Consider the following 20889-nt stretch of genomic DNA (forward strand, 5'->3'; position numbering starts at 1 on the left):
TGTTCAGAACCATACCTGAGGCTATAAAGAAGTCAATCCAGGTATGGTTTTTTTACGAGAACGGCGTTTCAGAGGAATCTGGACAGGGCTTTTACTGATCACCCATTTAACGAACATGAAGGCGCTGGCCCAGATTCCCTGCGTTAAACCCGACGCAGGTGCTGACCAGAGCACCACCCAGTCGTCTTTCAAATTGAAAGACGCCCCAGCCGGTTATTTCTGGTGTATGCCGTCGGGCAACCCAGTGGCCGATGCAACTATCCACGCGCAGACCGGCGCGATCAGCGGTATGCGCACCCCCGGTACGTATCGGTTTGTCTTGTCGTCTATCGCGCACAGCATGAACCTACACGCCGACCGCCCTATTGAGTCGGACGGTCCTTTGCGTAGCAATACGCTGACCGGGCTCGAAATGCTCGACAACGGCCAGATTAAAGTTGGCGTTGACGGCCGGTACGGTGGGGCTATCACGTACCTCTCCACCAAAACGGGGGTCAACATGGTCAACAATTATGACCTTGGCCGCCAGATACAGGTAGCTGCCTATTCAGGGCCTGTTCCGTTTAAACCCGCTGGTTTTGAGATCAAAGATGTTTGGAGCCAGATTGGCTGGAACCCCCTTCAGGCTGGCGACTACTACGGTAATCCCGGCCGGATTCTGGCGTTTGAGAAACGCGACAACCTTCTGTATGTGAAAACGGCCGCTAAGTTCTGGCCCCTCCGTAATTACGAAGAAGGTACCATCATCGAGCACTGGGTTCGGCTGGCAGGCCCGGTGGTAAAGGTACACGTACGGGTTACCCTTGGCCGCAACGACAAGACCCAGTTCACCGCCCGCGAGCAGGAGTTTCCGTGCCTGTACCTAAATGGGGCGTACCGCAAAGCCTGGGGATATACTGGCACACAGCCCTTTACCAACGGCGACAAATACCAGCGCACAGCTCCGTTTGAGTTAGCCAATGTGAAGGTGTCGGAGCCCTGGATGGCGCTTACCCGCGACGATGGCACGGGTGTGGGCCTGTACTCGCCAAACAACCTGTTTTTTAAGGAAGGGTTCTTCGGCGACGAGTTTACCGACAATGAGTTCGGCTCCAGCACGTCATACATTGCCGCTACGCCATTCGCCCAGCTTGACCATAACTCCGTTACCGACTTTGATTACGAGCTGGTGGTGGGCCATGTCAACGATATACGTGCCTACGTATATGCCCAGCCGCGCCCCGACACCGGCCCGAACTACCGGTTTTCGAACAGCCGGGCCGGGTGGCACCTGTTTGAAGGTAATGACACGGGCTTTCCTATCAGCAACAAAGTACAGATTGTACACAATGGTCAGGGGTCGCAGCTGTTCAAATCACCGGCCGTTCACTGGAAAGGCTCCGACAACCCCAAAGTGTACGTACGGGCCGCTTTTAACCTGAACAACAACCAGACAAAGTATCAGTTTCACTGGCGCAACTTTGAGGATACCGACTTTTTGGGGTTCCGCTTCAAGGAATTCACAGTGGTGAACGACAATCAGTTTCGTACGTACGAGATCGACCTGCGCAATACCAACTGGGCCTCGTCGATTATCCGGCAAATTCAGCTGACTCCACCGGCTGGCTCGCAAACCACCGGTTCGGTACAAATTGAATGGATTTCGACCAACCCCGACGGCCCGCCCCAGGCACAGCCTGAGGCTCCGGCTACCGTTTGCACCGACACGGTGTTGGTAACGGTAAACCCCGCCCCCTCAAACGTAGTACCCGATGCCGGTCCCGATATCACGACCCGGTGCGGTATAACCACCCTCGATTTAACCGCCCCATCGGCGGGTCTGTCGTGGCGGATGATCAGCAAACCGAGCGGTTCATTGGCCACCATCACTCCAAAGGGTGCTGTACGGGAGCTTCAGAAAGCCGGTACGTACGTAGTAGCTCTGGCCAACGATACTTTCAGCGCCGTCGATCTGATGGCTATCACTGTACCGGATTGTGGCCCTCCGCAGTCGCTCTCCAGCGTGGTTTTTCTGGACAACGGACGCGGCAACGGCATTGCCCGCAACGGACGGCAGGAACCGGGCGAACCGGGCGTTCCGAACGTGACGGCTACGCTCTACTCAGACCCCAACGGGGATGGTAATCCGGCCGATGGTAAGATCCTCGACCGAGTTCGTACCAACGCCCAGGGTGTTTACCAGTTCAACAGCCTGTACGCCAACGAAATTTACATTATCGCCCTCGACGCGTCGAACTTCGTAGCAGGCCAGCCGTTGCACCGTACCATCAGCACCCGGCAGTCGAACTTCTCGCCTGTTTATGGTCTACTCAGCGGTAAAATTCAGCTTCAGAACCCGGCACCGGCCGCTCCATCGCTACGAGCATTGGCTCCGGCTCAATCTACAGACCCATCGTTCGGGCTGATTCCAGATTGCGGGGAACCCTCCTGCGTGATCATCCGGCATAAACGACTTCAGTAAATCTGTAGGCCAATGGCCCCCTGAACTTCGTCTTTTTATTTGAGAGAATATGCTAAACAGAAAGCCGCCCCCAACTTGAGGAGCGGCTTTTTTATTTCATTCACTTGTTCGGCAGCCCTTAATTCAAGGTGACCAAAGCCGACTTGTAGACGCGAGACTCCATGGATTCGAGCCAGTCGCGGAATGCATCGCTATCTTCCGAAGCGTTCTGCAATTCAGCGTCGATCTGACGCAGCAAAAAGTGCAACTGATGAATGTGCATCCACTGCTGACTGATGGCATCGGCATCGTCGGAGTTGCGGGGCAACCGCCGGGCATCGCCCGTCATTTTGCGCAGGCTATGCCGCAAGTGATACCGCAAAATCATTAATCGGCTGGCCAGTGGCAGCTCCGCTACCTGACGTTCGAGGTGACTGATACCTCTGGAGAGCAACGTGTTACGTTGGTTCAATTGATCCGAAACGACCATCCAGGCCTGCTCGGCTTTCAGTGATTCATAAGTTACGGTCGGCATAACAGCTACGGCAAAAGCGTTTAAACAAATTTAGACACTAGACTGACTATACAATAGGGATTTCATATGTTTCATAAAATTTTAATTGGCATTACTTCTTAGTAACCAAAGTTTAGACAAAAAATCTACTTAGTGGTTTAATCGACCGGTTTAGAACCATTACCAGCCGGGTGTCGTATATTACATAACTACTTTCTTCGCCTTGGTTAACACATGCACCTCTTACGTAATCTGGGGCTTGGGCTCTTTCTGACCGGTTTTGCCGTTTTCATACTCAGTCTCACGTTGGGGCAATTTCGGCTCACCGAAACAACACTGACGGACCTCGTAAAACCCGAGCACCGGGCTATTCTGCTCGACCGAACGGCCCCTATGCGCGATAAACTTTATGATAACCAGATAGCGTTTATCCAGGCGTTTCAGGGCGCGATAGATGGCTACAACGAGGAGATGCGCGCCCGCAGCCAATGGGATGCGGTAATTTATGACAACTACACCTTTGCCGTAACCCAGGCCGCGTCGGTCGGGACGGTGGCCGACCACCCGTGGCTGTGGTTCTGGTTAAGTATTGGCTTAGCTACGCTGGGTGGGCTAGTGTATGTGCTCGTTAACCCGAAGTACCATGGCCCGGCGGGTATTCGCAATGAGCACCTGTACGAGCACCCGGCTACCAACCGGGGCTGGGTGGCATGGCTCGTGGGGTCATTTCTGATCGGGTTTTATATTCTGCTCTATTTCTTTCCCGAGTACCTGACCAACTGGACGCTCATTGTGAGCCCCATCCGGCAGTTGATTAGCGGCAAGCCGGGCACTCAGGCACTCGCCAGCCAATGGTTTTTGTACGGATTTCTGTACACGGTCGTGATTCTGGTTATGGGCATCCGAATGTTGATTCGGCACCGGCACAGCCCCTACCAGCAATGGCGCACGGCTTCGGTCATGTTTTTTCAAGTTTCGTTTGCCTTTCTGATTCCCGAAATACTGGCCTTACTCAATCAGCCCTATCAGGACCTGAAAAATATCTGGCCACTCGACTACGATTTTTTCTTCGATTATGAGCTCAACGCCAAAATTGAGGCCGGCACCTTCGGGGTATTCATGCTCGTTTGGGGCATTATCCTGACAGTTATAGGCGTGCCTGTGCTCACCTACTTTTTTGGCAAGCGCTGGTATTGTTCCTGGGTGTGTGGCTGCGGGGGCCTGGCCGAAACCCTCGGCGACCCGTACCGCCAACTTTCCGACAAGCGGCTGGGTGCCTGGAAATTTGAGCGGTGGCTGGTGCACGGGGTGCTGGTTTTCGCGGTGGTGATGACAGCCCTCGTTTTGTACACCTACTTCACCGGCCAATCGACCGTATTGGGTGTGCTCGATTCGTACAGCGTTCGGTCGGCCTACGGATTTTACATCGGCTCCCTGTTTTCGGGGGTCATTGGTACCGGTTTTTACCCCATCATGGGCAACCGGGTCTGGTGCCGGTTTGGGTGTCCGCTGGCCGCCTATCTGGGGTTAGTGCAGCGTTTCAAATCGCGTTTTCGGATTACCACCAACGGCGGGCAGTGTATTTCGTGCGGCAATTGTTCGGCTTATTGCGAAATGGGGATTGATGTGCGCTGGTACGCCCAACGCCAGCAAGACATCGTACGTTCGTCGTGTGTGGGCTGTGGCATCTGTTCGGCCGTATGCCCGCGCGGGGTACTAAACCTCGAAACCGGGCGAGTTGATACACGTAACATCTAAAAAAAAGAGCGGGTACCCAAAACAAGCCTGTTTTAGGTACCCGCCCGTCGTATCCTTTGGCACTTATATCCCGACGTATCCGTGCGGAGTTACGGCACGAAGTTCGGTCTTTATCGACTCCGACACGTCCAGCTCGTCAATAAACTGACGGATGCTGTTGGCTGTAATCTTCTCGTTGGTACGCGTCAGAGCCTTCAGGGCCTCGTAGGGTTGTGGGTAGCCTTCCCGACGCAGAATAGTCTGGAGGGCTTCGGCCACTACGGCCCAGTTTTCTTCCAGGTCGGCCAGCAGAGCGGCTTCATTCAGTTCAAGCTTATTTAGTCCTTTGAGGGTAGCTTTCAACGCAATGACTGCATGGGCAAACGGCACACCCAGATTACGCAGCACCGTTGAGTCGGTCAGGTCGCGCTGCAAGCGGGAGATGGGCAATTTGGCCGACAGGTGCTCAAACAGAGCGTTGGCAATGCCCAGATTCCCCTCCGAATTTTCAAAATCAATGGGGTTCACCTTGTGCGGCATGGCCGACGAACCAACCTCGCCAGCTTTCAGCTTCTGCTTGAAATAATTCATCGAGACGTACGTCCAGATGTCGCGGTCCAGATCAATCAGAATCGTGTTGAGCCGCTTAAACGCGTCAAGCGTTGCCGCCAGCATATCGTAATGCTCAATCTGCGTGGTAAACTGGCTCCGTACCAGCCCGAGGCTCTGCACAAAACCATCGCCAAACTGCTTCCAGTCAATGGCCGGGTAGGCTACGTGGTGCGCGTTGAAATTGCCCGTAGCCCCGCCAAACTTGGCCGCCGACGGAATCTGGGTCAGCAGGTCCAGCTGTTTGTCGATCCGCTCGCAAAAAACCAGCAGTTCTTTACCCAGCCGGGTTGGCGAAGCCGGTTGCCCGTGCGTACGAGCCAGCATGGGCACATTGGCCCATTGGTCGGCTAGTTGACGCAGCCGCTCATTCACCTCGCGGTACAGGGGCGTAATCTCAGTTTTCAGGGCTTCATCAAGCAGGAGCGGGATGGCGGTGTTGTTGATATCCTGCGAGGTTAAGCCAAAGTGGATAAACTCCAGCTTGTCGGCGATAGGTAGGCTTTGCAGCTTCTCTTTAATGAAATACTCAACCGCCTTAACGTCGTGGTTGGTGGTCGACTCGATTTCTTTGATCCGGAGGGCGTCGGCTTCGGTAAAGTTCTCGTACAGCCCCCGAAGGGTCGGGAACAGGTTCGTATCCGTATCGGCCAGTTGGGGAATAGGCCACTCGCAAAGCGCGATAAAGTACTCGATTTCAATCCGAACCCGGTACCGAATCAGGCCAAACTCAGAGAAGTACGGGGCTAAAGCGGTTACTTGCCGACGATAGCGGCCATCGACGGGCGTGATTGCCGTCAGCGCAGATAATTCCATCCGGCAAAGATATTGCAATAGGCGCAGGGATGGAACGGATTGAGTAGGTTAGTTTGGTTAAAGCCACGGATTGCCCTCCTGTAACCGGCTCAATCCGTGGCTCTATGATTACCTAAAACGGTTGCAGATACACCCCAACTCCTAACCAGAATACCCGGTCGGCTTCGTAGATGCTGTAAGGCCGGAAACCCGCGTAGGTTTCGAGCAGGAATGTCAGGTTGTTTGGCCCCTGCCCCACCGTTGTCCCGATACCGGCTTTGACGCCCGGCCTGAAATTGGTTTGCTGCCACATTTTCAGATCAAGCCCGCCAACCAGCTGCGAATTTTTGGTCGATGGTTTTTTGTACCAGAACCCCGCCTGCGCGCTCAGGGGCTTGCGCTCCTGCGAAATTCGCAGCCCCACACCCAAACCTCCGTACACACGCACATCGCGTATCTGCTGGCTGTACGTCGCGTCGATCAGTTCGTAGTTAACGGCATTGGGTAACCGGAAATTCAGCTGATTCCGAATGATAAAATCGTCGCCGAGGTGCGATGAAAGGTGGTACGCCCGGAATCGCCAGGTACCGGGGCCGCGCCGGAGGTGGTACGAGATACCCACCCGGTAGTCGGTATTAATCAGTTGCCGGCGCTGCTTGTTAATTTTTTCGTCTTTGTACACCTCAAATTGCGTGAACGAAGCCACATCAAGCGCCCATTCGCTGGCCCGGTTGGTACCAGTTTGCCGCCGGAAAAACGGTTTTTGTAAGCCAAACGCAAAGGGTACAATTGTTCCCTCGTACCGCTCGCCATTGCTCACAAACAGAGGCAGCACACTGCCGTACGTCTGCGATTGAAGCGGGTCGAGTAGGATGGGCGCAAACAGGTGGTCTTTGGGAAATAACTGTTTCCGGGCACTGAATGCCGCGGTTGTGTCGGGGCGGGTTGCCACGGCCGTAGCGGCTTCTTCGCGCCGACGCTGTTCCTTCGTCTGCCGCTCAAGCGCACGTTCGGCATCCCGTTGCTGCTGTTGCTGCTGCCGCTCCAACTCCGCCTGCCGACGCGCGGCCTCGCGTTGTTGCTGAAGGGCATCCCGTTGTTTTTGGGCGGCTTCGCGGTTTTGTGCATCCTGTGCCTGCCGAGCGGCTTTTTCGCGGGCAGCCTGCTCCTGCCGGGCGGCTTCGGATGCCCGTCGGGCTTCACGTTCACGATCGGCGGTTGAGGCCTTGCTCGGCGTTGGAGTTGGCGCATCCGCCGGGGCCGTCGAAATCGGCGACGTAGCTGCCGGAGGGGCTGTTACGGGCGACGTAGCCGGTGCTGGTGCTGAAGCGGGGGCCGTACTGGAGGGTACCGACTTCGGAGCTTCTGTTTTGGCCGTAGGTGTTTCTCCCCGTTTCTGAGCTTCCTTCTGCGCTTCGCGTTCTTTACGCTTGCGCTCTTTTTCGGCCTGTTCGGCAAAGTACTGCCGTTGCCGCTCGGCCATTTCGGCTTTAAACTTACGTTGCGCTTCGATTTCCCGCTGCAAACGCTCCTGCCGCTTCTGTTCTGCGGGGGTCAGGGTTTTGCTCGTCGGCGAAGTAGGGGCCTGTGCATAGGCTGTCAGCGTACTGACAGCAAGCAGCAGACCTATCAATTGAGTAGTAGTGCGCATGGTTTAGGCTTACAAAAAGAGGAGCGTAGAGAATCCCTCTCGCTCCTCTTTAAGGTGCAAAATACGCTTAGTTCTGTTTGAGAGCCGCGTAGTGCTTGAAAAACAAGGGAATGGTTTCGATTCCTTTGTAAAAATTAAACAGGCCGTAGCTCTCGTTGGGCGAGTGAAGTGCGTCGATATCAAGGCCGAAACCCATCAGAATCGACTTGATACCCAGCTCCTGCTCAAAAAGCGCCACAATCGGGATACTCCCTCCCCCCCGGGTCGGGATCGGTTTCTTCCCCCACGATTCTTCCATAGCCCGGCTGGCTGCTTCAAACTCCACCGAGTCAGTAGGCATCACATAAGGCAGACCACCGTGATGGGGCCGTACCTCAACCCGTACAGATGCGGGCGCAATAGACTCAAAGTGTTTGGTAAACAGCTCGGTGATTTCATCGGGCGTTTGGTTCGGCACCAGCCGCATACTGATTTTGGCGGATGCTTTAGAGGGCAACACCGTCTTGGCTCCCTCGCCAATATAGCCGCCCCAGATACCGTTTACGTCCAGCGTAGGCCGTACCGAGGTGCGCTCGATGGTTGAGTAACCGGCCTCGCCAAACACCTCCTGAATACCCAAGTCGCGTTTGTATTCGACCAGATCGAACGGTGCTTTGGCCATTTCGGCACGCTCGTCGGCACTCAGCTCAACTACTTTGTCGTAAAAACCCGGAATCGTGATATGGCCGTCGGCATCTTTGAGCGACGCAATCATCTGACACAGCACATTCACCGGATTATCGACGCCACCACCGTACACACCCGAGTGCAGGTCGCGGTTGGGACCGGTCACTTCTACCTCTACGTACGAAAGGCCACGCAGACCTGTTTCGAGCGAGGGGACATCGTTGGCAATGATACTGGTGTCGGAAATCAGGATGGCGTCGGCTTTCAGAAGCTCCCGGTTCTCGGTTACGAAAAGCCCCAGATGGTCTGAACCGACCTCCTCCTCGCCTTCAATCATCACCTTCACGTTGCAAGGCAGCGAGTCGGTGGCAATCATTGCCTCGATGGCTTTCACGTGCATGTAAAACTGCCCTTTGTCGTCGCAGGCTCCGCGGGCGTAGATGCGCTCGTTGCGGATGGTCGGCTCAAAGGGGGGCGTGTGCCAGAGTTCGTAGGGGTCGGCGGGCTGCACATCGTAGTGGCCGTAAACCAATACGGTTGGTAGTGCCGGGTCGATCAGTTTTTCGGCGTACACAATGGGGTGTCCGGCCGTTTCGAACAACTGAGCCCGGTCGACACCGGCCGCCGTCAGTTTATCGCGGACAAACTCGGCTGCCCGCCGAACGTCGTCTTTAAATTTGGAGTCGGCCGATACCGAGGGAATTCGGAGCAGGTCGAGGAGTTCGTCTAAATAACGCTGTTTGTTTGACTCAATGTACGATGCAGTAGCAGCATTCATCAGGATTTGGTTTTTAGGTTCACGCTGTTGATTCGCAAAGTTGGCAAAAACCGGGCGGGTTTTGAAACCCTCATACAAAGAAGCGAAGGCGCCGGAACAGAATTAATCTCGTTCGCAGCGCCTTCGCGTCGGGGGCTTGCACCCGCCTTATTTTATAAACGATTATTTCCGTTTCCGCAGCCGGATCAGTACGGTTCTGCTTTCCTGCCCGTTCAGGATTCGGCTAATGTTCTTTTTGTGGGTGAGTACCACCAGCAGAAACACCACAAAGCCAAATACAATAAGCAGGGGGCTTTCTTTCTGACCGAAAGCACGCATGAGTAGCAGAACCGGAAACGCCAGCGCAGCCAGCATAGAACCCAGTGATACATACTGCGACGAAAGCACCACCAGCAAAAAGATACCGATACAAACGGCGGCTACCTCAGGGTGCGTGGCCAATACCATACCCAGCAACGAAGCAACGCCTTTGCCGCCCCGAAACTGAGCGAACACCGGATACAGGTGCCCCACCACGGCCGTCAGGCCAAACAGAAGCTTAAAAATCAGGATATGGTCTTCGGTGATCCAGCCAATCTGCCAAAGAAGCGTGGCCAACAAGGCAGCCGTGTAGCCTTTCAGCACATCGACCAGCATGACCACGGTACCAGCCCGCTTACCCAGCACCCGGAAGGTGTTGGTGGCTCCGGCGTTACCGCTACCAAACTGACGAACATCGACCCCAAAAAAGGCCTGACCATACCAAACAGACGTTGGGATGGAGCCCAACAGATACGCAAGTACAAACGCTACGGCTACAGCCAATACACTCATAAACGTGAGTTATTATGGATTGAACCTACATTTTATTCTGCAGGCAGTCGCAATGATAACACAAGAAACCGTCAATATTATCCCAAAGTTAAGATTTAATAAAAGTTTTCGGCATATCAAATATACCAAAACGCTTATTTTATTGCATAATCTTACTTTCCTCCAACTACGACCTCAATAAGGTCATTTTCGGTCAGGTACCGGGTTGCCATTTGGGCAATCGTTTCGGCGGAAACCGACCGAATGTTAGCCACGTAATTCGTCAGAAAGTCGGTTGGCAGGCCATCCAGCAAAATCAGCTTATACCGATCGGCAATTTCGAACGGGGTGTTGAGCGAGCCTACAAACTCACCCGCCATAAAATTCTTGACGGTTTCGAGTTCATCGGCGGGAACCAGCTCGGTTTGGAGTCGCCGGATTTCCTTCCGGGTTTCATCGAGGGTTTGCTGGGTAAACTCTTTCTTTACATCGGTACCGATGAGGAAGTAGCCTTCGTGCCGGAATGAGATCAGGTTTGACGAAATGCCGTAGGTGAACCCTTTTTCTTCGCGGATATTCTTCATGAGTCGCGACCCGAAATACCCCCCCAGCAGTTCGTTAGTCACCAGCATCGGGAAGAAATCGGGATGATCGCGGGTAAACAACCGGCGTCCCATCCGAATTGACGATTGCAGACTCTCGGCCTTTTCGGCCAGAATAACCGGTTGGCTCGTGGCCAGTTCGGGCAGGGTCTCTGTGTCGGTAACGGACCCGGCAAAGGTCATTGAGCCGAAGTAATGATCTACAAGTGCAACCTCCGCTTCGGTCACGTGTCCGGCCAGTAAGACCTGAAAGGGGCGGTTCCGAATGGTTCGGTCGAAATGGCCCGCAATATCGGTCCGGGTAATCTGTTCGACTACCTCCGGCCGCTGTGTACGCCCGTACGGATGCGCCTTCCCGAACAGATTTTCCCGAAACAGCACCCCGGCTACATACGCGTTCTTTTCGAGGTTGACGCGCAGGTTTTGGAGCGTAATGTTGCGCAGGTCTTCAAACTCTTTCTCAGGGAACACCGGTTCGGTGAGCATTTCTTTCACCATAGGCAACACATCGGCCAGATGGCGCGTGAGGCAGTACACCACTACACTGCACCGGTCGGGGCCAGCGTTGAGTTCCAGAAACGCCCCGTACCGGTCGAAATACTCACTGATTTGGGCCGACGAATGCCCGGCGGTTCCTTCGGCGAGCATTTTCATAGCGAAAAAGGCAGCACCCGCCTGCCCATTTTCGTACCAGGTACCGGCATCGAAAATACACTCGATCCGCATAACCGGCTGCTGATGAACCGAAACCAGATGAACGGGTAAACCATTGGCCAATGTGGTAGATTGCACGGCGGGCAAACGCACTTCATGAATGGCCTGAAACGAAGGTGACTGTGTACGATCTAAAAGCATATCCGAACGGCCCCTCAGGGGGGCCTTACGCAAGAGGGTTGGCTGAGCGCAAACCCGTAGGTGTATGTATGCGGAAAGACGTTAGGCGTCAGACGATCCAAAGTGAGCCTGATACCTAACGTCTTTCCGTTAGTGACTGAATATGTTAGTTGGAAGAGTCGTCTTCGACATCTTCTTCATCGGCAATACGAACGCCTTTGCTCAGGTTGATCAGCAACGATACCCGGAAGGTATTAGCCAGTGGGCTTCCCTGCGTGACGGGCATCAGATACGAGAAATCAACGCCGTACCGATCCTGAAGCCGGATGCCAACCCCAGCCGTAAAGAACCGACGGCCGCCTTTCTGCGCCGACTCGTGGAAGTAGCCCAGCCGGGCCGCAAACTGATCATTGTACCAGTACTCCACCCCGGTCGAGATCGTAACCTCTTTCAGTTCTTCAGAGAAACCACCCGGTGCATCGGCAAAGGAACCAAACACCGACGCAATGTACGACTTCGTTGTGTCGACAGGCGGTGTAGGCACCATCAGCTTGTTCAGGTCCAGCGCGATGTTGAATTTGTTGTACTGATCGGCATAGTACGTCAAAGCGGTTCCCAAACGGAAATTGGTTGGGATATAGTAGCGTTGATCTGTCCCGTACGATACGCGGCCACCCAGATTCGAGAGCATGGCTCCGAACGCCAGGCCAAGGCCCCGGCCGGTTGCTTCGTCGCGAACCTCGTTCCGGTAAAACGCGCTAATATCGGCAGCAGCAGTGGCAGCTGGCTTCACCGGCGTACCCACTACCATCGTCGAACCAGCAAGGTTTGAGTTCAGGTACTTGATGTTTACGCCCATTGAGAAGTTCTTCGTCAGACGGGCCGAATACGACCCGGTAAAGGCATACTCGCGGGAGTTGAACGTACCGGCAGCCAGGCCCTGACTAGTCGTGAACTGAATGGTTCCGAGATCAAAATACGTCATCGAAGCGCCAATAGCTTGATTCTTACCGATCTTCTTATACCCCATCAGGTTGGTGTAATACATGTCGCCGATGAGGTCGCGCAGCCAGGGCGTGTACGAGAGCGAGGCTCCGGCGTCTTTATCGGCAAATACCAGTTTGGAGGGGTTCCAGTAAATGGCGTTAGCGTCGGCACTGAGAGCGACCCCGGCATCGCCCATAGCACCGCTACGGGCATCGGGCGTGAAGTTCAGGAATGGCACCGCAGAGGTAACGGCATTGCGGACTTGCTGACCGCTGGCATTTACTGGCGTTGTTTGCGCGGAAGCCAGAAAAGGAACAAAGCAGATGACTCCGAGAAAAAGGCGGGAAGAGCTGCGCTTCATAAAATATGGTAAGTGAACACGGCGCTGATCTCCACTGAGATGCGGGCCGGGGGTCAAAATTACGACGATTCGCTATGAATGAAAAAAAGTGCTCAAAATTGATGCCGGGCATTTATCCAGTGTGTTACCGCACCAGCAGAATCCGGTTGCCAGCTTTAGCTTCGGAACCGTCCGAAGCGGCCCGAAGTACGACCCGGTACAGGTATAACCCGTTGATTAGCAAAGACCCAGCGCTGTTTCGTCCGTCCCATTGACCCAACGACACGGTTTCGGGGCAACGATCGCACTGACCAACCTGTTCACTCAGCAAACGCCCGGCCTGATCGTACACCTGCACCGACCAGTCGAGGGTTTCGCCCGGCCGGTTGTGATTCAACGCCAACTGCGTTTGATCAACTACCGGATTAGGGCTGGCCCAGAGCGAACGAATCAGCAGGGAGGGCTTTTCCGACACTATAAACGTCAACGCCCCCTCAGTTGAATTATTGTTAACATCCCAGGCTTTCGCCCGCACCGTGTACGAGCCCGAGGGCAGGTTACGGAACGTTACGCTCGCACTCCCCCGCCGACCTTCGCTATCTTCAGATACGTAATTACTGTTCAAAACGATTGGAGCCTCCGTATTCAACTGCACCGTCAGCTCGTGGCCTAAGCCAGTTTGTGCCAGATTGATGCCCATATTATCGGCCACTTGAATGCGCAGCGTAACGTCGGGCCCGGCAACGCGTACCCGGTCGCCCGCATCGGGCGTGGCCCCAAGCACGGCGAGGGTGAGCGAAGGCGGTTGCGTATCAACAACTGGGCTGGCCGCCGTGCCACCAATAACGAGATTAGCCGACTGGCCAATCGCATCGAACAGGCTGTCGGCCCGTAGCGCGTAAGCATACAACCGCCCCTGCCCAAAGGTATAATCAATGTCTTTCGGCACGACAAACTGTACCCGGAAACGGCCCTGATTCACGGCTACCTGACCCGAAAAAATAAGGCTCGCGTAGGTTTGGTAATTCATAGGGCTGCTTTCGGTGCCGCGGGTGGTGCGCGCAAGCGGTTTGTCGTACAGGGTTAGCCGCACTCGCCCGTTGAAATCGGCTATCCGCTGCCGGTTAGCCGGTTGCACAATTTCACCCTCCAGCACCACCGACTGCAATGCGCGCAGGGTATCGGGAGCCCCTGCCTTCACGGCCCGACCGTTGACGTGCGTCAGCGTCACGTCGGCCTGCGGATACGCCAACCGCATCGACGGGTCGCCCATGAGAGCGAAGTTACGATTTAGGCTCCCGCTCAGACTGTTATTTTTCGTTTCCCGAAACACATCGCCCAGGCGCGGCATCTGGCCATTAACGGGCTTGAACACGGCCTGATAAAACGCTTCGTTAAGCAGGAAATTCGTGTTGGCGTACACCGGCCGGGTGGTGGTAAGCAGGCCAATGGCCCCTCCCTGCCGACTCAGCAGCGCCAGTTCGGCACCAGAGTTTACGTTGGGGTCGTCGTAGCGGCCAAACTCACAGGTAGCCGTCACAAGCAGCGGCAAGCGTCGGTTTCGCCAGGCAAAAATATCGTTCAAGGTCAGTACCTGCTCTTCGGCCCAGCCCGTTTCGCCCCCATGACCGGTGTAGTTAATAATCAGCCGCCCTTCGTCCATAATCCGGCTGATGGTCTGGTTCACGCCCGGCGCCCGCTGCCCACCCGGTGCCGACTCCTGCACAAAATCATCCAGAAAAATACGCTGCGGCCGAAACGCGGTTTGTCGTTCTATAGCGCGGGCCAGTTGGTCGGCATCGTTCTGGTGAATGTTCGAGTCGCCATCATCGGCTACAAACGCGACCCGGGTTTGCCAATCGCCCGCCAGGGTACGGTCGGTAGCGTACCGAATCAGTTTATCGACCACGGTACGGGCTTCGTCGGGTGTTTTTACGGGAAGCCGCCCAATTCCAATGTCAAGTCGCAGGTCTCCGGCATTGGTTTCGGGCCATTCGCCAGCATTGTCCTGTAAAAAACCAAAATAATCGTCTGACGAATAACTGAGCACCGGATGCAGCGATTCGCGACTTTCGTAAACTGGCACTGTATTGGCCCATTGCGCCGGGTTCAATATGCCCGACAGGTTTCGGTAGTCGAAGGTAGCATCGCCAAACAGGAGTAGGTAACGCAGGGTGCCGGGGGTTTTCCGATCGAAATACCGGGCCGCATCACGAATAGCGGTCGGGTCGGGTTGCCCCGACGCAAATTCGTTATACAACTGCTGCGTAGTCACCACCAGCGTGGTGAGGCCGTCGTTGGTTTGCCGAAAAGCTGCCAGTCGTTCGGCTTCGGCCCGGAAAGCCACTGGCGTTACGATCAGCAGTTGGGGCGTTGCTTCGGCCCGCACGTTCTGATTGGGCACCAACGCGAGCGTGAGAGGTTGCCTAAACTGGTTATCGGCAAACAGCACATACGCCCCCCGACTCAGGCTCGCCCACGTGGCATCGGTCCCCGTCGGTGCTACCGATTGGCTCACGGGCACGGTCGGCAGGCTTACGTCCCATACACGTAACCCGGCCGTAGCCTGCCGCAGGGTGTACCGACCGGGAGTGAGCCACGCCAGCGTTGGCGCGTCGTACATGCGCAACTCCCGCCGGGTTTGTACCCCCAAAAAGTTGAGGTAAGCCGCTGCCGCCGACTGACCGGCCCTATCGTAGCTGAGCGTAACCCGCAGGTTGGTTTCGGTACCCGCCGGGGCCGTAAAAAGACGACGGTTTTCTATCCCTTTCCGATCGTAGCGATACCCCGAAAGGGCCTCGAACGATTGGGTGCCGAGCGACTGACCATTCAGGCGGAGGGTAAACTGGGTGGTTGCGGGGGCATCGGCCACCACCGACGATGTAATTTCTACAGGCGAATTGGCCACCAGACCGGGCGTCTCAAACGTAAACGTTTGTTCGGTTGTAATGCCAAAAAACTCACCCAGCCACTCGCGCCCCGACCGTACCCGGCTCGTTTGTTCGAGTTCGTGAAACCGGTAATGGGCAAACGACGACACAGCCGACAAGCCGGTACCAGCACCCGGTGCCCGCACGGCCATCCGGCGGCCGGGCTGATCGGCTATGGTCAGGAAATAAAAAGTGGTATCGCTGTAGGGGTTAATCGTGTGGCTCAACCGGCCCGTCGCCGAGTCTTGCCGGATTACGTGTGGCCCTTCGCCCCAGAACAACAGGGCATCGCCCCGGTCAAAACGCCCATCGGCCTCACCTTCGACCAGAATTGCATTCTCAGTCAGGTCTGTCGGACGCGGGGCTGCGTTGGCTTGTGGTAAAGGGGTTCCGCCGTTGCCATACAACCGGAATCGACGCGGGTCGGCGTTGGCAAAGGCCGGATGGATGGCGCTCAGAGTCTCGTAACTGAGCCGGTACGGGCCTGTTTGCGTAATGCCGATTTTGACCCACGTACCGGTGCGCAGAACCGACTGAGCCGAGGCATACAGACTCAGCAGTAGAGCCAGGCCCGCCAATCCCAGGCCGCTGGGCTGCACCAGGCGTCCTACCCCGCTGTTACGTTGCCTGTTCTCCCTAAAATCGTACCCCTTATCCATTTTCCATCTCGACCAGAGCATGGGCCAGAATCGCATACGAACGGCCCGATGCCACCTCTTTACAAACAATGCGCGTGCGCCGAACTGTACCCCGCACAAAGGTCTTTTTCGCTAACCGAAACGCGCTTCCTTCAGGAAGGTCCTGTAGCAGCACTCGGCCTGTTGGCTGTGGATCGGCACTACGCAAAGCGGCCATCAAACCCGGATGCGCATGCGACGAGGCCGCGGGCTGCCGCAGATAATCACGAAGGGGTGTCAGAATAGCTTCCGGGAAAACCGCTGCAGTCAGCACGGGCCGCATCAGATCGGCAAACGTCTGTTGCCATTGCGGCCCATGCGGCTTCGGGGCAGCCCGACGGCGACCTTGCGGCTGAGCCCGGTGCACAGCCGCGTGCGCCACTTCATGCACATACGTGATCAGAAACGCGTACGGATTTAGGTCGGCATTGACCGAAATATGCAAAGAGCCGTCGGGCAGCGCCCTGAAATCGCCCAGCCGTGTACGACGGGGGCGGGAAATAGTAAATCCAAACTTGTATTCCTGCCATAACCCTCGTGCATACGCCGAGGCTCCGGCCGGAAAATGCGTTTCAAAAACATCCATAAAAAAAGAAGCCCTATCAAAGATAAGGCTTCTTCCAGTGCTTTCGGTTGGTGTCCGAAATTACTTCGCGCTGTCGGCAGGAGCAACAGCAGCTGAATCCGTAGCTGCAGCAGCCGTCGTGTCGGTTGACATGGCAGCTGAGTCAGTTGACATAGTAGTCGTTGCAGTTGAGTCAACAGCAGCTTCTTCAGTCTTAGGCTTGCTCTGGCAGGCAGCGAAAGTAACCATCGTGCCAACGAACAGTAAAGCAAATACTTTTTTCATTGTCTTAATAGTGGTTGTTTTAAGTTCCGGTTGCAAATAGCGGAGTCGGCTTGAAAAATACAAAGCAAACCCCTATTTAATTTTAATTTAAGGGCTTATCTATCAGAAAAATCCTGTTTGCAGGTAGGCTAACTTTATTGAAATGGGGGTTAAGAGACCCGACCGGTACGCGCCCGCAGGCGGTCATACACACCGGTGCTACGGAAAGTAAGCAGCTTATGCCCGAAATAATTGGCGAGGAAGCTAAAACCCATGCCGGCCACATGTGAGGTTTTTTCGCGCCAGAATACTTCTACTTTGGGTAACAGAGGGGTGGCAATCCATCGGAGTGTTCCGACCGATACAAAATACTGCACCGCCCAGGCCACCAACGCAATGGCCACAAATTTTACGGCTTCGCGGCTGGTATTGCCTGTTTGCCGGGCCGAAAATGCGTACACTTTGGTTGGTACGAAGCTGACAACGGTGGCAGTCAGGTAGCCCAGCACGACACTCGTATCGAAGGAATAATCCAGATTCTCGCGGTAGACGATCTGGCTGAAGAAGTTGACGGAGGCCCCAAACAGTGCCGTCAGGAAAAACGTAAGAAAGTCTTTACGCCGACCGATTTTGGTTGTTTGCAGTACCTCTACGTTCACGTTTACAGGGCAGTTAGTTGTTCTGAATAATGATCAAACCGTCAAACGAATGGATAAGTTAGCCGTTGGCTTACTTGAGACTTCTTTACTGATTGAACGGCTACACAACCAATAGACAGAATTGTTGTGTAGCCGTTCAGAGCAATGCGTATTGAATTGATGAGCGATCCCGATGGGTGCGCTCACACAGTGTTACACCAGACTGCGAACTAAGTTAGGCAATATACCCAAGACAATGGTAAGAATAGTAGCAGCAATTAGTACATACCGATAAAACGGAGCTACCCGGATGGCGGTTGTCTGCCCGTCGCGGAGGTACATGGCAATGATAACCCGGAAGTAGTAATAGATGCTTACCGCCGACATCAGTACGGCTACAACGAGCAACCAGAAAATACCCCGGTTGGCGGCTGTGGTAAACACCATAAACTTACCCCAGAAACCGGCCGTCAGCGGGATACCCGCCAGCGAAAGCATAGCCACCGTCATGATAAAACCCAGCAACGGGTTCTGCCGGGCCAGCCCGTTGAAAGCATCGTAGCTTTCGTCGGTGGGTTTACCCTCGCCCGATTGGTGGCGGCTCACCACGAGCAACACCCCAAATGCGGCAATTGTGGCTACTGAGTAAGCAAGCGAGTAAAACACCAGTGCCTGCTTGCTCTGCTGCCCAACGGCCGTCAGGGCAATGAGCAGATAACCCGCATGAGAAATGCTCGAATAGGCCATCATCCGCTTGAAGCTGCTCTGGTACACAGCCGTGAAGTTGCTCACAACCAGCGTGATTACCGTCACGACCATCAGAATGACGCCCCAGAACGAGTAAATACCCGTAAACGAAAACGACAGTAAACGGAGCAGGGCGGCAAAGCCAGCCGTTTTAACCACCGTCGACATAAAAGCCGTAAACAGTGTGGGAGCCCCTTCATACACGTCGGGTGTCCAGAAATGGAACGGAGCCGCCGATACTTTGAACAGAATACCAACCAGCAGCAGCAGCAGGCCCATGTACAGCAACAAAGGTGAGCCATACGCAACCCCGCCATTCACATACGAGCGAAGGTCAGAAAGCACAAACGAGCCGGATGTTCCGTAGAGCAGGGCCAGACCAAACAGCATGATACCCGTGGCAAAGGAGCCCATCAGGAAGTACTTCAGGGCGGCCTCGTTGGAGCGCAGGTTACGCTTGTCGCTACCGGTGAGCACGTACATGGCTACCGACAGAATCTCGACACCCACAAACAACATGATGAGGTTTTCGAAACTAATCATCATGATGGCCCCCACGAGCGAAAACAGCATGATGGCGTAGTATTCGGCCGGTTGAGCCGACTCATCTTCCAGAAAACTGCTCGACAACGACACCACCATAAATGCCGACAACAGCACAATAGCCGTGAAAGCAATAGACAGGTTGGTTGACAACAACATGTCGTTGAAGTACATGTAATTCTTGCCCCAGTCAACAAACGACGCTCCGAAGGCTATAGCAATAAACAGCAGCGTAGCCGGGAGTAGAATCGCTTTTGATTTGGCAAACCCCAGAAACAACAGGGCAATTCCGAAAACCGAAAGTAATATGATGGGTAGCATGATGTCTATTTGATGTACCGCAACAGGTTCGTAACGGCGGGTTCGGTGAGTTTAAGGAATGAAGCCGGGTACAGGCCCATCCAGAACACAAAGAATACTAAGGGAACAAGCACCCAAAGTTCGGAGGTGCTCAGGTCGGCAAACGACTGTGTATTGTTGCTGGCCTTACCAAACATGGTTTTCTGGAACATCCGCAACATATACACCGCGCCCAGAATAATGGTCAGACCGGCCAATGCACCCAGGTAGTTGTTGTAATCAAACACTCCTTTGAGCAGCAGAAACTCACCCACAAAGCCGTTGGTGAGCGGCAGAGCCACGCTTCCCAACATCAGAATCATAAACAGTACCGTAAGCTTGGGCGTCGTGCGGGTAATGCCACCCAACTGATCAAGTTGCCGGGTTTTGGCCCGGTCGAAGATCAGCTCGGCTACAAAAAACAGACCCACCACATTGACACCGTGCGCCAGCATCTGAATCAGGGCACCCTGTACACCATAGGTGGTTTGTGAGAAAACCCCGGCGGCCATGAGCCCCACGTGCGCAAACGATGAATACGCAATCAGACGCTTCATATCGCGCTGACGGATAGCAATCACCGAACCATACACAATACCGATCACCGACAGCACCACGGCCATCATCCCCCAGGTGTCCAGCCCGGCGGGCACAATCGGCAGAATAAACCGAATAAGGCCATAAACCCCCATCTTGAGCATAATACCCGCCAGCAACATGGTGGCTGGTGTCGGCGACTCAACGTAGGTATCGGGCTGCCAGGTGTGAAACGGGAATACCGGCATCTTGATCGCAAAGGCGATAAAGAAGGCCCAGAAAACCCAGCCCTGTGCGGCCGGTGTCAGGTTAAGCTTATAGAAATCGGCAATGGCTGACGAATGCAGACCGGGCGTTTGGTAGTACAGATACACAAGGGCAACAAGCATGAGCAAGCTGCCGAAAATTGTGTAGATGAAGAATTTAAACGTAACCGGAATTCGGTTGGCACCGCCCCATAATGCCGCCAGAAAATAGACAGGTATCAGGGCCGCTTCGAAAAAGAGATAAAACAGAAACGCATCGCGGGCCGTAAACACCCCCATCAGGGCCGCCTGCATGTACAGAATCAGGGCGTAAAACGTAGCCGGCCGATTGTAATTCTGACCAAAGGCCGATAATACAATGAGCGGAACCAGCAGACCTGTAAGCAAAACCAGCAAGATGCTGATGCCGTCGATTCCACCGCTGAACCGGATACCAAGGACGTTGATCCAGGGCACGTCGAAGCCAAACTGAAACTCGGGCGTGGCCATAAACTGACTGACAACATAGGCCGCCAGCAAAAACTCGAGAAGAGCGGCCCCGAGGGCAAACCGCTTAGCCGAGTCGCCGTTGAGAAGTAACGTGACCGTGGCTGCTACGGCCGGGAAGAAAATAAGAGCAAGCGTGAGCATGAATGGGT

Annotated in this window: 15 protein-coding genes; 2 read left to right on the forward strand and 13 right to left on the reverse strand. The window is 54.8% G+C overall.

The genetic code is table 11. The features are described from left to right. Positions 1–115: 115 nt before the first annotated feature. Positions 116–2461, forward strand: coding sequence for a hypothetical protein (locus RUDLU_RS28760; RefSeq protein ID WP_019988606.1), 2346 nt, complete (start codon positions 116–118; stop codon positions 2459–2461). A 118-nt stretch (positions 2462–2579) separates the two neighbouring features. Here RUDLU_RS28760 and RUDLU_RS0111870 read toward each other — a convergent pair whose 3' ends face one another. Further along, on the reverse strand, positions 2580–2975 hold the full coding sequence (locus RUDLU_RS0111870) for a hypothetical protein (RefSeq protein WP_019988607.1): 396 nt from the start codon (positions 2973–2975) through the stop codon (positions 2580–2582). A 213-nt stretch (positions 2976–3188) separates the two neighbouring features. On the opposite strand from RUDLU_RS0111870, the gene RUDLU_RS0111875 reads away from it, so the two are divergent. After that, a complete protein-coding gene (locus RUDLU_RS0111875; protein WP_019988608.1) occupies positions 3189–4712 on the forward strand; it encodes a 4Fe-4S binding protein in 1524 nt (507 codons plus the stop codon). A 63-nt stretch (positions 4713–4775) separates the two neighbouring features. On the opposite strand, the gene purB is transcribed toward RUDLU_RS0111875, so the two are convergent. The 12 genes from purB to RUDLU_RS0111935 all read right to left on the reverse strand — a co-directional run bounded on the left by purB (position 4776) and on the right by RUDLU_RS0111935 (position 20881). Continuing rightward, complete coding sequence (gene purB / locus RUDLU_RS0111880) at positions 4776–6116, reverse strand: adenylosuccinate lyase (protein ID WP_019988609.1); 1341 nt, start codon at positions 6114–6116, stop codon at positions 4776–4778. 112 nt (positions 6117–6228) lie between these two features. Further along, positions 6229–7746: a DUF1207 domain-containing protein gene (locus RUDLU_RS0111885; protein ID WP_027302990.1), complete on the reverse strand. Its 1518-nt coding sequence runs from the start codon at positions 7744–7746 to the stop codon at positions 6229–6231. 67 nt (positions 7747–7813) lie between these two features. Further along, complete coding sequence (locus RUDLU_RS0111890; protein ID WP_027302991.1) at positions 7814–9190, reverse strand: dipeptidase; 1377 nt, start codon at positions 9188–9190, stop codon at positions 7814–7816. 162 nt (positions 9191–9352) lie between these two features. Continuing rightward, positions 9353–10003: a glycerol-3-phosphate 1-O-acyltransferase PlsY gene (gene plsY, locus RUDLU_RS0111895; RefSeq protein WP_019988612.1), complete on the reverse strand. Its 651-nt coding sequence runs from the start codon at positions 10001–10003 to the stop codon at positions 9353–9355. A 152-nt stretch (positions 10004–10155) separates the two neighbouring features. Further along, complete coding sequence (locus RUDLU_RS0111900; RefSeq protein WP_027302992.1) at positions 10156–11439, reverse strand: M16 family metallopeptidase; 1284 nt, start codon at positions 11437–11439, stop codon at positions 10156–10158. Positions 11440–11584: 145 nt separating this feature from the next. After that, positions 11585–12766 (reverse strand): type IX secretion system outer membrane channel protein PorV, encoded by a 1182-nt coding sequence (porV, locus tag RUDLU_RS0111905; RefSeq protein ID WP_027302993.1) that lies wholly within the window; start codon positions 12764–12766, stop codon positions 11585–11587. A 124-nt stretch (positions 12767–12890) separates the two neighbouring features. Continuing rightward, complete coding sequence (gene porU / locus RUDLU_RS0111910; protein WP_245581666.1) at positions 12891–16370, reverse strand: type IX secretion system sortase PorU; 3480 nt, start codon at positions 16368–16370, stop codon at positions 12891–12893. Next, positions 16327–16938 carry a SprT family zinc-dependent metalloprotease gene (locus RUDLU_RS0111915; protein ID WP_019988616.1) on the reverse strand — a complete coding sequence of 204 codons (612 nt, stop codon included), beginning with the start codon at positions 16936–16938 and terminating at the stop codon, positions 16327–16329. The genes porU and RUDLU_RS0111915 overlap by 44 nt, the downstream gene beginning before the upstream one ends. 60 nt (positions 16939–16998) lie before the next feature. Continuing rightward, a complete protein-coding gene (locus RUDLU_RS0111920) occupies positions 16999–17202 on the reverse strand; it encodes a hypothetical protein (RefSeq protein ID WP_019988617.1) in 204 nt (67 codons plus the stop codon). 149 nt (positions 17203–17351) lie between these two features. After that, positions 17352–17840 carry a GtrA family protein gene (locus RUDLU_RS0111925; protein ID WP_019988618.1) on the reverse strand — a complete coding sequence of 163 codons (489 nt, stop codon included), beginning with the start codon at positions 17838–17840 and terminating at the stop codon, positions 17352–17354. Positions 17841–18032: 192 nt separating this feature from the next. Further along, on the reverse strand, positions 18033–19430 hold the full coding sequence (locus RUDLU_RS0111930; RefSeq protein ID WP_019988619.1) for an NADH-quinone oxidoreductase subunit N: 1398 nt from the start codon (positions 19428–19430) through the stop codon (positions 18033–18035). 5 nt (positions 19431–19435) lie between these two features. Then, on the reverse strand, positions 19436–20881 hold the full coding sequence (locus tag RUDLU_RS0111935; RefSeq protein ID WP_019988620.1) for a complex I subunit 4 family protein: 1446 nt from the start codon (positions 20879–20881) through the stop codon (positions 19436–19438). Positions 20882–20889 lie beyond the last annotated feature (8 nt).

Origin of the sequence: Rudanella lutea DSM 19387 (genome assembly GCF_000383955.1) — a bacterium.
Classification (GTDB): domain Bacteria; phylum Bacteroidota; class Bacteroidia; order Cytophagales; family Spirosomataceae; genus Rudanella; species Rudanella lutea.